12 protein-coding genes are annotated in these 11,962 nt (G+C 34.3%); 6 read left to right on the top strand and 6 right to left on the bottom strand.

Going from position 1 to position 11,962, the window contains the following annotated elements:
• The first annotated feature begins 284 nt into the window (after window positions 1–284).
• The gene (locus C6Y45_RS16670; protein ID WP_107586356.1) at window positions 285–1,499 is read left to right on the top strand and encodes a hypothetical protein; all 1,215 of its coding nucleotides are present in this window, start codon (window positions 285–287) and stop codon (window positions 1,497–1,499) included.
• Window positions 1,500–1,686: 187 nt separating this feature from the next.
• Complete coding sequence (locus C6Y45_RS16665) at window positions 1,687–2,091, top strand: very short patch repair endonuclease (RefSeq protein WP_107586355.1); 405 nt, start codon at window positions 1,687–1,689, stop codon at window positions 2,089–2,091.
• Between the two features lie 12 nt (window positions 2,092–2,103).
• On the opposite strand, the gene C6Y45_RS18220 is transcribed toward C6Y45_RS16665, so the two are convergent.
• Window positions 2,104–2,331: a helix-turn-helix domain-containing protein gene (locus tag C6Y45_RS18220; RefSeq protein ID WP_107586354.1), complete on the bottom strand. Its 228-nt coding sequence runs from the start codon at window positions 2,329–2,331 to the stop codon at window positions 2,104–2,106.
• 101 nt (window positions 2,332–2,432) lie between these two features.
• On the opposite strand from C6Y45_RS18220, the gene C6Y45_RS16655 reads away from it, so the two are divergent.
• Window positions 2,433–3,485 carry a DNA cytosine methyltransferase gene (locus C6Y45_RS16655; protein ID WP_107586353.1) on the top strand — a complete coding sequence of 351 codons (1,053 nt, stop codon included), beginning with the start codon at window positions 2,433–2,435 and terminating at the stop codon, window positions 3,483–3,485.
• Between the two features lie 375 nt (window positions 3,486–3,860).
• Here the strand turns inward: C6Y45_RS16655 and C6Y45_RS16650 are convergent, their stop codons facing one another.
• The 4 genes from C6Y45_RS16650 to C6Y45_RS16630 all read right to left on the bottom strand — a co-directional run bounded on the left by C6Y45_RS16650 (window position 3,861) and on the right by C6Y45_RS16630 (window position 8,466).
• A complete protein-coding gene (locus C6Y45_RS16650) occupies window positions 3,861–5,120 on the bottom strand; it encodes a DUF3427 domain-containing protein (RefSeq protein WP_107586352.1) in 1,260 nt (419 codons plus the stop codon).
• A gap of 446 nt (window positions 5,121–5,566) precedes the next feature.
• Complete coding sequence (locus C6Y45_RS16645; protein ID WP_146159193.1) at window positions 5,567–6,628, bottom strand: hypothetical protein; 1,062 nt, start codon at window positions 6,626–6,628, stop codon at window positions 5,567–5,569.
• Window positions 6,629–7,098: 470 nt separating this feature from the next.
• Window positions 7,099–7,536, bottom strand: a complete 438-nt coding sequence (locus C6Y45_RS16640) for an NUMOD4 domain-containing protein (protein ID WP_107586350.1) — start codon at window positions 7,534–7,536, stop codon at window positions 7,099–7,101.
• A 639-nt stretch (window positions 7,537–8,175) separates the two neighbouring features.
• Window positions 8,176–8,466 carry a sigma factor-like helix-turn-helix DNA-binding protein gene (locus C6Y45_RS16630; protein WP_107586348.1) on the bottom strand — a complete coding sequence of 97 codons (291 nt, stop codon included), beginning with the start codon at window positions 8,464–8,466 and terminating at the stop codon, window positions 8,176–8,178.
• A gap of 854 nt (window positions 8,467–9,320) precedes the next feature.
• Here C6Y45_RS16630 and C6Y45_RS17895 point away from each other — a divergent pair.
• The 3 genes from C6Y45_RS17895 (at window position 9,321) to C6Y45_RS16620 (ending at window position 11,241) form a co-directional block, all read left to right on the top strand.
• Window positions 9,321–9,557: a PDDEXK family nuclease gene (locus C6Y45_RS17895; protein ID WP_218017830.1), complete on the top strand. Its 237-nt coding sequence runs from the start codon at window positions 9,321–9,323 to the stop codon at window positions 9,555–9,557.
• A 16-nt stretch (window positions 9,558–9,573) separates the two neighbouring features.
• Entirely contained in the window at window positions 9,574–9,954 is a 381-nt protein-coding gene (locus tag C6Y45_RS17890) for a hypothetical protein (protein ID WP_218017829.1), read from the top strand.
• A gap of 297 nt (window positions 9,955–10,251) precedes the next feature.
• Window positions 10,252–11,241, top strand: coding sequence for a hypothetical protein (locus C6Y45_RS16620; RefSeq protein ID WP_146159192.1), 990 nt, complete (start codon window positions 10,252–10,254; stop codon window positions 11,239–11,241).
• A 286-nt stretch (window positions 11,242–11,527) separates the two neighbouring features.
• Here C6Y45_RS16620 and C6Y45_RS16615 read toward each other — a convergent pair whose 3' ends face one another.
• Complete coding sequence (locus tag C6Y45_RS16615; protein ID WP_160058472.1) at window positions 11,528–11,836, bottom strand: response regulator; 309 nt, start codon at window positions 11,834–11,836, stop codon at window positions 11,528–11,530.
• Window positions 11,837–11,962: the final 126 nt, after the last annotated feature.

Here is an 11,962-nt window from a genome sequence, read left to right as displayed (position 1 = left end):
TAGTTTAAACTCTTTATCATATTTTCGTTTTACCATCTTGAACACTCCTCTAATGTGGGTTCCATGTACAGATCATTATACATGCTTTCCCCCAATTAGCTGTGTCCAGTTTTTAGAGTAGCATCAGATATATTAATTCAAACTATATAGAGCATAATAATTTAAAGACAATTTTGGTTTCTGATAAATCTAATTTCACCGAGAATAATAAAAATGACTTTGAGAAAACGAGTGAAAAAATTATAAGACGAACAGTCGAGTATCAGCCTGAGAAGCATACAGTTGTGAATAGTATGTTTGAAAAATATTCGTCAATACAATTATTCTATGATCGTTACCAAGGCGAAATAAATTCTATATTAAATGCTATAGAAGATTTGAATTTGAGAACCATACAATATGTTATTGAGATAGTACAAGATGTGTATTCAATTTTAGAAAAGAATAATTTAAGTGAAGATGAAAATAATATTGGGAAAATTGATAATTTAGAAGAGTTAATGGATATTTTTACTTTTGCTTTAGTACTAAGTACTAGCTATAAAAATGGAGAAATCACCAGTGTTCTTCGAGCAAAAAAACATCTAAATTATTCTCCTTTTATCGAAGGGAAAAAGGAGAACAAAGGTGCTAAAAGTTTAATTCAAAATAACGTTTTTATTTCAAAAAGATTTAGATTTTATACATCTGTAGCAGATTTTATTTTTGAAGGATACATTAACGAGTCAACTTTCTTGTGTGAAATAAAAGAGAAGTATAAAAAAGAGGATGAAAAACTTAAGGCTTTGAGGATTTTACGTAATTATGATTCCCACGAATTAGAGGATTTAAATTTGAGCTTTTTAAAAGTAATGCATAATATTGACTTTGGGAATTATGATCCAAAAAGTTATATCCAAACTTTTAAACTCATTAAATTTTTAATAGACAAAAACATTCTAAAATGTGATGATAACCTTCTAGAAAGGTTCAAAAAGGGGCTAGAAGTTTCTTTGAATCAAAATGTTGAGCTGCTGATTAGAGAAGAAACCACTTTAGATCAGCAACTACTAAGTAATGACCAAGAACATGAGGTTCAACAGTTAATTATAATTTTGAATGAAAGGACTGACCTAGCTAAAAAAGAAATAAAAAGAAACCAAATTGAAGATATTGTTAAAAGAATGAACGATTCAAAGGGAATAGAAAAGATGGCAAGAGAAATTGAGAATTTCACATTCGAAGGTGATTTTTTCAAGTATCTTTGTGAAATTAACTTCTGGGATCAAATTGTTTGTTTTCCTAATAAGAAAATTTCACAGTTAAATTCATATTTACGCCATTTGTATTTATCTGTGACTAATTCAGGGGATTACAACGAAAAAGATGCGCCTCATATGAGGTTATACTGTTGTAACCTAAAGAAAAAAATCAAAAGTACAGCAATAGATCCTTTAAAAGCAGTCATTTTGGAAGAACATTTGTCAGAAGTACAAAAAGTTATAAATCATGTGCGATAGGCGATAGATTAGACTCGACTTAGGAAATTTCAGTGCATGAGGAGAATGGTTTTACCTATGCTCGGTTAGGTTCCCTAACTTTAACCACTTACTTTTATAAAAATCGTCAAACTTTCATTAATGATCCATAATTTATTTCAACTTTATTTTTTAGAAAACCTTTTGATAATGAAAGTGGTGATAATCAATGGACAATGTTTCAAATGATAAAAGGTCTAAAACCATGAAAGCTGTTAAGTCTAAAAATACCACTCTAGAACTTCGTGTTAGAAAAGCTTTGTGGAATAGAAACGTGCGATATAGAGTCAACAATTCCTCCTTGTATGGAAAGCCGGATATATCAGTGAAGAAATACAAATTGGTGGTTTTTATAGACTCATGTTATTGGCATGGTTGTCCTCTTCATGGAAGAATACCTAAAAGCAACACTTCTTTTTGGGAAGCAAAGATTCAGAGAAATAAAGAAAGAGATAAAAAAGTAACCAATTACTATTTGGAAAAAGGATGGAACATTGTTAGAGTATGGGAACATGAAATAAACGAAGATTTAGAAGCGGTGGTTTCAAAAATCACGGATTATATAGACTATTAATATAGTTATTTGCTATTTCATCTCGTCTTCGTATCTAATCAAGTCTTCAATACTGACTTCTTTTTTAGTGATAATTTGTAATCCTTTCATGATTTTATTTAATGTTTCCAGCTCTATTCTTTTGGTTTTATTATTGCACATATCGTTAATTGTGTTGGGTCGCACTTTGGATATTTCGGAAAATTCATGTTGGGAATAGTTATGTTGCTTTAACAAAGAGTGCAAGTTAAACTTAATCATGTAATCATTCCTTATAATTGACTTATAACTACAGGAGTTATATAATTTATACTGGATATTCGATTTATCTTTTCTAATAATTAATAGACAGGGTGACCTATATGTATAAATTTATCTCTTTATTTAGTGGATGTGGAGGTATGGATTTAGGATTTAAAGGAGGTTTCAGTGTTTTTGGTGAAAAGTATGAACGGAACCTGTTAAATCCTGTCTGGGCTAATGATATTTTTCCACAAGCAATTGAAACTTACAAGAAAAATTTTGGTGACCATATGGTAAAAGGAGACATTCAAAACATTTTGGATTCTTCTACTGAGATTTTCCCCCCGGATATAGATGTTGTTATTGGAGGTTTTCCTTGTCAAGATTTTAGTGTGGCTGGTAAAAGACAAGGAATCACAGTAAAAAGGGGTAGGCTTTATTTGCAAATGAAAAGAGTCATTGAACGAACGGCTCCTAAAATATTTGTTGCGGAAAATGTTGAAGGATTGATAAATATGAATGGAGGCGTTGTTTTAAACACTATTAAAAATGATTTGTCTTCAATTATACATGATGACAATAAAGTAGAGTATGATGTAAAACACTTTTTATTACATGCTGCGGATTATGGTGTTCCCCAAGTCAGGAAACGTGTTTTCATTGTGGGCGTTAGAAGAGATGTGTCAGGGGAATTCACGCTCCCTAAACCCACTCACGTTAACAAATGGAAAACTGCTAAAGAGGCGATTGAGGATTTATGGGGGAAAGAAGAGGATTTATCAATTCCAAACCACAACCAAATATCTCGAGCCAAGTTCTATCCCGGTAGACGAATGCAAGGAAACTCTAGAATTAAAGCGGACAAGCCTTCAGTAACGATTAGAGCTGAACACCATGGCAATATAGAAGCGCACTATAACACTTACAATTCAGAGAACGAAGAGGATATGAGGGGGTGGAGAAGGTTAACTGTACGAGAATGCGCTAGAATACAAAGTTTCCCCGACGATTTCGTGTTTTTAGGATCAGCGACACAGACTTACAAACAAATTGGTAATGCCGTACCACCGGTTTTAGGATGGCACGTAGCTAGAGCCGTACAAAATGTCTTACTCAAAAACGATCGTTTGGCATTGACCAACCACAGTGACAAAGCCCTTACTTTATTTTAAGGGTAATATTGTATCAATTTTTAAGCCTTACTAGTCTTGCTAAACTGATTAAGGAACTAATATGAATACATTAAAAAATTACAGTGACTTATTAGAGAAAGCTTGGTGATTAAATTTCCAAGCTTTCTTAAAAATAAGCGAAGATATAATTTGTCTCACTATAAAATTTAAAAGGTGTGAGGAAGGTGATTAGATATAAAACTTTAGCTATAGTATTTGGATGAATTAGTTTAATAGTTTTTATACGCCAAGCTCTTGAAAAGAAATTAATAACAATAGATATATTCACTAAGCCGTTTTAAAAGATAATTTTTCTGTACACAAATAAATCACCACGAGTTTTGGGTTTTCTAAAATGCAATAATACAGTTTTCATTATTTATTAAATCCTTTTTCTTTTAAAACTTTTTTCAGAAAGTTAATAGAATAAGCCGGCTTTCTTTTATGTAACATGGCGTGACAATTAGGACATACAGGTCTAAGATCTTCAACGGGATCAATTACGTATTCTGTCCCCACAGTACTCAACTCTTTTAAGTGATGGACATGAATAAAATTCTCCCCTATCTCTCCATAGATTTCAGCAAAATTAAAATCGCAGATTACGCAGCTGTATCCATAATGCTCAAGACATTTTTTTCGAGCCACTGGATTTCGTTCATAAACATTTACAGATATTTGTTTGGTTGCTCCTTCCACATATTTTTCGGGAGTGGTTACCTCTTCAGTGGCTTTATTAAAAAGCTCTTCTTTTTCATTGCGAAATTCCCAAATGATTTTTACAGGTTTGGAATTTTGGTATTCTTTAACTGTGGCGTTTCCTTGATACGTAAAGTTAGTATTTTTGTTATCCTCCCGAGTGAAGACGTAAACTTTCCCCTTAGGGTTCAACATGGCTTGAATGGCATGAGTGGCCAAAGAATGATTTCTTTTACCGAACCACTGTAAGTCGTCCCCGATAAATTTGTTGTCGTAATCGTGTCCTGTTCTGCCGGCAGAGTTTATATTCACAAATACAAAAACATCCTCATTGAAGGTCGTGTAACCGGTGTTCCAATTACCTCCTTGTTTTTCTTCAGGCACATCAAAAATTCTATAAACATCTTTTCTAGAGTATTTTCTACCGACTTCAAAAAGTTTTGAATCTAACTTGGTGCTTTTTTGAAGTAATGTTTCAATCTTTATTAAGGTTCTAGGGTTTAAAGGCATAGAAGAAGCTTGAAATCCTTCCAATAAATATTTGTCGTATTCTTCATCTTTAATGCTTAGTTCTTCAATCAGCAAAGGGTGACGCAGTAAGTTTCTTATATATCTTATAGGTACTCGATAATTTTTTTGATGGCGTTTTTCATAGTAAAATTCATTATTATCTAAGGAATATATTGGTTTGCCGATGATCTCCACCACCGCATAAATTCCTCGCTTCAACTTTGGTTTTCCATCCAGTTGCTCATTACTTCTATGATCATGGCCAACTCTCACCACACCGAGCTGGCCTTCTTGAAACCAGCTTTTTTGCCAATGGGTTATTGAAAAGGTGTCTTCTAGTTTACCTGAAGCCAAAAAATCATCAATAGCCCATTTCTTCGGATTACAGAAAAACGTCCAAAAACCGGTTGGCTCGACTTTTTCCATTATTATCCCCCTTTAATTTATGTATATAAAAAAAATTCCCCTTTACTTTAGCCGCATAAATTTCATATTCAACGGTGGTGTTGTCTAAAAAAAGGAGAGATAAGGTTTTTAAGTAGTTACAAGATGTATGCTATTTTTTTAAAAATACAGTGAAAGTATGAATAGTTTATACCATTGAGAGAATTTCGTAATAAAAACCAAAATCGGAAAATACGAATGATAGATAAGTCCTCCCTTGCAGAGGGATGCTTTCCAAAGGGCTTGTCTTCATCTAACTTATGCGAAAAAAACACTCGCCTGAGTGGATCGTCAGACGGCGTTGACTCCTCCAGGAGTCGCCGTCTTCCACTTCGGTCTTTCTGATTAAGCGGACTTTTAATATATAAAATACACAGATTGTTCGTTTATTTATTCAAAAAGGGCACTTATGAAATTGATTCCATTGGTTAATAATTAGATAAGGATTTTTCATAAACTTCGGAAGGTAAAGGTGGTTTATGTGAGTCTTTACTTCTTATACGTTGGTGACGATAGCTTAAGTTATTATTAATTGCATTATCTATTAAATATTTCCAAATACCTTCTGTGTTTTCTTCAGGTGGAAAATCTTCTAATTGCCATGAATCGTTTAGTGTTTCCAAATCAAATGATGAGAGTTGGTGATGTATTAAAGGAGCTAAATACGATAACCGTCTATAAATTTGGCTTAAATTGAATGTGAATTCTCCCCTCGTCCATAAAAATTTTCCTCCGGCAGAGAAGTTATCTCTTAATGAAGAGGTCATTATTTGATGTTCACGAAGCAAGTATGAAGTCGCTCTCGCATATTTATCTGGCAAGGAAGAAAAAATTTCTGGAAAAAGAACCATACATTTCGATAACAACTCGTCTTTTTTGCTGCTCGAGAGACTACTAAATAATTGAACTTTTGGAGAACTTTCTGATTCATCTATCCACCAAAGTGCTTCGCCTTCATTCAAATTCCTACGTACGAACTCTTTAATTTTTTTTGATTTTTCAGGTGGATCTAGTACTCTAAACTCATTATATTCCATATCTAATTTACTTAAAATGGTTTGGTTTTTGTTCACATCCATATTTATATAGAATCTAGGAGAATGAGTTACTTTAATATCCGATAAAACATCTTCGTAATTTTTGTATCTTACTTGTATTTGATCACCATGTTGCTTTCCAAATAACAAGAAGATTTGATTTTCTAGCCCGGCTTTCAATGTGCCTTCGAAAATACTATTTCCAGTAGATTCCCATTTGGTGCCTTTACTGAATTTAACTTCAATCCCATATGTATTGTTAATAATTATGTCAGGAAACGTCTGTTTTCCTGTTTGCTCGATTATAAAGTCATATCCTTTATCAGTATTTATTTTCTTTAGCATCTCCACTACATAATTTTCAAAATCTGTGCCGTTTTGTTGGGAAGACAAGTCATGTTCACTTTCTATGTATTTAATAACTTCTTCAATTAAATTATTAATTCTCATCAATGTTAATCACTCCATAATTTCCAAAGATTTTTACCGTTCTTTAATAACTTAAAGAAGTAAACTTTAAGTGGTGTAGTATGGCATTACAACGAAATATTTTCCGGTATATCAATAAACTGTGTGATTAAATAGAATTATGATCCTTCAGACGAGTCAGTGATTACTTGGTCTATGGCGTCTATGGGCCTGGTGCTAATACCGTATTTCACAAACTCAATTTTTAGTGGCTCTTATTTATTATGCTTTGTGTAGTGCTAATTTACATATATTAATTATAAGTATCTAATACAAAATGGAAATATTCATTTTGCAATGGAGATTGTTTTCCTAGAAATTAAGTTTAAGACGTCTTGCTGCTCTTCCATCTCTTGATACGGGAGATAACTCAGTATACAGTTCTATATCCGTACCAATTATTTCCTCACCTTCACTGTATCCAAATTTAATGCGAAATTCTTTATATATATAATTTAAACATCGCCTTTTCGATGGAAAAAAAATATCTCATACTCAAACTTATCTAACAAAATTGTCATAGTTTGATTAGGGCTACGAAAATTATCAACCATATGTTCAGAATTTCCTTTATGAGTCACCCATTCTAAATTACTTTTTTGGGGGTTTCCTCGATCAGAATCAATATGGTTAACAACTCCTCGATTATCGGGATTAGGTATAAATGCTGTAGCGACTAGTCGATGAACTAATAATTGTTTAGGTTTGCCATAACTTCTTAAGCAAACAAATTTATACCCTCCAGTGTTATTATGCTGTTTAATTATTTTACCATTATTTTTATTTAACACCTCGCCATATGTATTCACCATATAATTCGGGTAACCTTCAACCTCTCTCCATTCACCAACAGATGTAATTTCTTTTATTTTATTAAAAGTTTGAGCATCCATACGTCACATCCTCAGGGTTTTTTCTCTAATCGATTTAGTTTTACTCTTCTTATTTTTATAATGGTGACACTAATAGGCGTCTCTAAATTATTTGAGTTGAAAATATCTAAATTAGGTTAAATTTAAAATATAAATAGAAATAGCTGTAACATATAGAAGAAGGGAACTTCGTATCTTAAAAATATTCTCTATAGTTTGTACATTTCCTTCTACAAACTAGCCCTCCACATTTTATCTTATCAAATTATAAAAGATAAGGGAATAAATGTTAATGTAAATATACCTATGTAAAAAATATAAAAAGTGGATTAAGATCGGATTCCTATAAAAAGTAAATAAGGCTGAAATAATGGTAGAGGTGGAATGTGGTAGAACTATTCAAAAAATTTATATATTAGATTTATGGAAATGCTACATTTGTGAGGAAGTTCATTATTTGTTGCTACTAGATCCTAAAGTTTTTCTTCAGAATGAGACTGGTAAGCCAGATCGGGTTTTTAAAAAGACATGTGACTGGACAGGAATATTTTATGAAGAAGAGAACTAGGTAGAACGTAAGGAGAATATTTATTTTCGAGTATTGATATTAGGTCTAACTGTAGTTCGTAAAAATTTATAGACATTGAGAGTTGAAGTAATTTAATAATTAATCTTCATATGTAGTCGTAGCTTTCTTAAAGCACTTTTCTCCAGCTGATACACTCTCTGTGGTGAAATACTCAGCTCTGCACTCACTTCCACTCTTGATAAAGATCCCTTAGCAAGAAAGCCATATAAAAGTGTGACGACACGCTGTTCCTGTATGGTTAATTTGTTCATCGCCTGATACAGGCAGAGGTTGCGTTCTGCTCTTTCCAGCGTTTGACAAGGGTCAGTTTCCACCATTTTGAATGAAGCGATTCTTTTGGGCGTATACTCTATAATTGTCATAATTTCTCCTTAATTAATTATTAATATTCTTTAAACAATTCTACCAGATTCAGCTATACGGCAAGGCAAACAGTACGAAATTCGATCATGGGAACTCTTCTTTCACAAAGTTCGTGCTTGCTCACGTACACATAATTTTTCCCAATTCTCTCTGCCAGGTCCTCCTGGTTGAGATGGAGGGACTTTCTTTTCTACCGAAGCAGTTCAATTAAAATCTCGTTTTCGTTCATATGTATGCTTTTCATCATTTCATCCTTCAGCCGTGTCTTACTTCCACTAAAGCAAAGGATAAAAAATATACCAAAATCGAATATTTACAGAAATTTCTATGAAACTGACATAAAATGAATGAACCCATTGATTGGGTTTAAATAACAGCTCCATCTTGAAATACTTATAGAAGCAGAGGAAAAAACCGTATGATTACACCGGCGGCTTTTCGTTTTTGTTTAAGCAGCTTAATAAGCATCTCGTATTCGTTCGCATGTATAGTTTTCATTTTTTCATCCTTCAGCCTTGTCTTACCTCTAACTAAAGCAAAGGAAGAAAAATATACCAAAATCGAATATTTTGTAGAACTGTTAAATAGATGGGTGTCATTCCTTAAATGGTATATTATTGAAAATATTGTTAACCTTAATGAAATCACTTGTTATAATACGGAATATAGAGGGAGAGCGATTGATGCACCAATTATCTGCAGACAGATCAAATGCGGGAAAATGGAAGAAACAAAACAACGTTTTCCGAGCTTGGTATGGTTGAAAATGATTTGGAAGAAATGCTCCGAACAGATATTCAAATGCTTGAAGGTGGAGAAGTATCTTTACTTATTGTAGGGAAGCAGGTAAGGAATGAACAGCAGGGAGAGAAGCGACTTAACAGCTGTGGATGCCAATGGAAATATTGTCTTAATAGAAATAAAGAGGGACCGGCAGGACATAGCGCAGAGAAAAGAGCCTTTTGAATTTCAGGCTGCCCGCTATGCAGCGAGCTATGCCACTATTAAAACGAAAGACGATCGAAGGTGTACGCACCTTATTTGGATAAATATGGTATATTTCCAAAAAGGGAGAGCCGACGTTCAATGAATGGGGTCATCGTATTTTGGATGATTTTTTAATTCAGAACCATGCGGAAAAAACATTTAATCAAAAGCAGCGTATTATTTTGGTGGCTTCCGATTATGACGAGCAGACGCTGTCCACTGTTGCCTGGCTTAGTCAGAACGGCATTGATATCAGCTGTTATAAATTGATTCCTTATCTCATAAATAATGATGTATACATACAGGTGGATAAACTGATCCCTTCTGTTGAATACGAAGACTATTACGTGAATTTGGAAGTGAAGCACACAAACTCAAGCGGTTCCTCCCCGGCAAAAACCAAAGACAAAGAGAAGGTCACTTCCAAAAATTCAAACAATGCTGGAGTGGGGTGTCGTAAAATCTGGGGATATTATTCAGGCAAAAGGGAAAGCGGATGAAGCTGCACTTCTTCCCAGTGAAAAAGTGGAAGTGAATGGAGAAGAAATCTCCATGCAGGCCTGGCTTAATAACATATTCGGGTTGTCCAGCATCCAGACCTACTTTTTTGTTGTTCACAAAGAATCGGGGAAAAGCTTAAGTCAGATTCGAAAAGAGTATATGGATGAGGAGGCAGAAGGATAGCGAAGGGGAAATATCTTTATCTGAATTTGTAGTTTCACTATAGTAAAAACACAGGAGGTTTGCTTTCCATGACAGACGTACATTATTTCCCTAGGTACTCGCAGAAAGAAAACATGGTAACGAATAATACCTTGCTGCTGTTCAGCCGCTTATACCAGAACAGCCCGGCAAAGTTCTCATTGTTTATTAATTCTATCTTGGAAGACAATGAAAAAGAGCTGAACACGTCGGTTCAATTTAAGCAGCAGGAACGATCCAGCAGCGGTCGGGTAGCGGACGGGGTTATAAGCCAGGAAAGCTTTAAAGTGGTGATTGAAACCAAACTTTACAGCCAACAGAATATCGATCAGATTACAGGACATTGGGATGCTTTTGAAAAAGAAGACAATCAAATTTTTCTTTGGATCGATAAAGAACCAATTACAGCAGGCTATAAAAAGCAAATTAACGATAAATTACTTGTTTATAATAAAAATAACGAAACAGATATAAAGTTTGCTTCCACGACATTTAAAGAGATAGCTCACTCATTTAAAGATATTCTCCAGGAATTTGATTTGGAAATGATTGCTTTGATTGATGACTATGAGAAGTTCTGCCACGAGTCGGGGCTCATTGATAATTTAAACAACACCGTCCGCGTTGTTTTAACGGGGAATACCTTTGATGAAAATATAAAGCATAAAATCTATTTTCATCCTCAGGACCGGGGATACCAAAACACAAAGTACATCGGTTTGTATAAAGATAAAGCGATCCGGGCAATTGGTGAAATAACCGGTATTGTAGATGCGCAATATGATGAAAACAGCCAGGACTTCACTTCTTACGAAGATATCCTGGGACATTCTTCTCAAACAGTAAAAGACCAAATAAAACAGATCACAAAGGAGTCCAAAGCATTCCACGGATACTCAATGGAAGATGAGAGAAGATTTTTTGTGGTGGACGAATACTATGAAACTGAATATATAAAAACATCCAAAGGCGGTATAGCCGGCGTGCGGTATTTGGATCTCTCCGAAGTAAAAGGATATAAAGAGAAAATGAATGCAGATGAAATTGCAGAATTACTCAAAGGGGAACATTGGGGGATTTTATAATTTTTCGTATAGTAACAAGTTATTCGAGTCAAATCCAGATTTCAAAAAAGCAGCAAATCCTGTAGGTTGTTAGGTGAAAAGAAGTTAAATGATTAGGCAATTAGCGATCAATATGGAAAAAGCACATAAAAACGCAGAAGTAGCATGTGTAAAACTGGTATTGATTCAGAGATCTCGCCATACAACTAACAAACAAACTCACTATATACAAATAAGAGCTGGTTATCCCTATTGGTTTCAAGTACAGGGATAACCAGCTTTTTAATAATGTAATTTTAAATCCTGCTTATCTTTTTGTTCTTTTATACTTTCTTTCCGGACGGCCGACCTGCCCGTAATGCATGGAAACTTCTACTTTGTTGGAGGTAATTAAGTATTCAAGGTAACGTCTCGCTGTGGAGTGGCTGATGCCGGCTGCTTTAGCTAATTGGTCCGCGTTAAAACTGTCATCGAATGTCTGGACGGCGGTGAGAATCCTGTCCAGGGTTAAATTATCGATACTTTTCGGTAACGGTGTTTTGGAATTTTTATCAGGGGCTTTCTCTGCCTGGTTTGATTCGTATTTAAACATGTTATCAATAACTCCCTGATCCATGAATATTGCGACCAGATTGAGCCACTTGTGCGGAGTTTTGAGCCAGCATTTGCGGAACATAGAGCCACCTGATGCGGAAAGGGAGCCACCACCTCATCTGGTTAATAAGAAACCTCCCTGTATAAT

It is taken from the genome of Alkalicoccus saliphilus (assembly GCF_003044065.1).
Lineage (GTDB): Bacteria > Bacillota > Bacilli > Bacillales > Salisediminibacteriaceae > Alkalicoccus > Alkalicoccus saliphilus.
This window is presented reverse-complemented; position numbering and strand designations above follow the sequence as displayed.

What these genes read in the sequence shown, in the direction of transcription:
- C6Y45_RS16655 (WP_107586353.1), top strand. Translation starts at nt 2,433, where the DNA reads ATGTATAAATTTATCTCTTTATTTAGTGGATGTGGAGGTATGGATTTA.
- C6Y45_RS16640 (WP_107586350.1), bottom strand. Translation starts at nt 7,536, where the DNA reads ATGGATGCTCAAACTTTTAATAAAATAAAAGAAATTACATCTGTTGGT.
- C6Y45_RS17895 (WP_218017830.1), top strand. Translation starts at nt 9,321, where the DNA reads ATGAACAGCAGGGAGAGAAGCGACTTAACAGCTGTGGATGCCAATGGA.
- C6Y45_RS16615 (WP_160058472.1), bottom strand. Translation starts at nt 11,836, where the DNA reads ATGGATCAGGGAGTTATTGATAACATGTTTAAATACGAATCAAACCAG.
- C6Y45_RS16650 (WP_107586352.1), bottom strand. Translation starts at nt 5,120, where the DNA reads ATGGAAAAAGTCGAGCCAACCGGTTTTTGGACGTTTTTCTGTAATCCG.
- C6Y45_RS16665 (WP_107586355.1), top strand. Translation starts at nt 1,687, where the DNA reads ATGGACAATGTTTCAAATGATAAAAGGTCTAAAACCATGAAAGCTGTT.
- C6Y45_RS16630 (WP_107586348.1), bottom strand. Translation starts at nt 8,466, where the DNA reads ATGACAATTATAGAGTATACGCCCAAAAGAATCGCTTCATTCAAAATG.
- C6Y45_RS16620 (WP_146159192.1), top strand. Translation starts at nt 10,252, where the DNA reads ATGGTAACGAATAATACCTTGCTGCTGTTCAGCCGCTTATACCAGAAC.
- C6Y45_RS18220 (WP_107586354.1), bottom strand. Translation starts at nt 2,331, where the DNA reads ATGATTAAGTTTAACTTGCACTCTTTGTTAAAGCAACATAACTATTCC.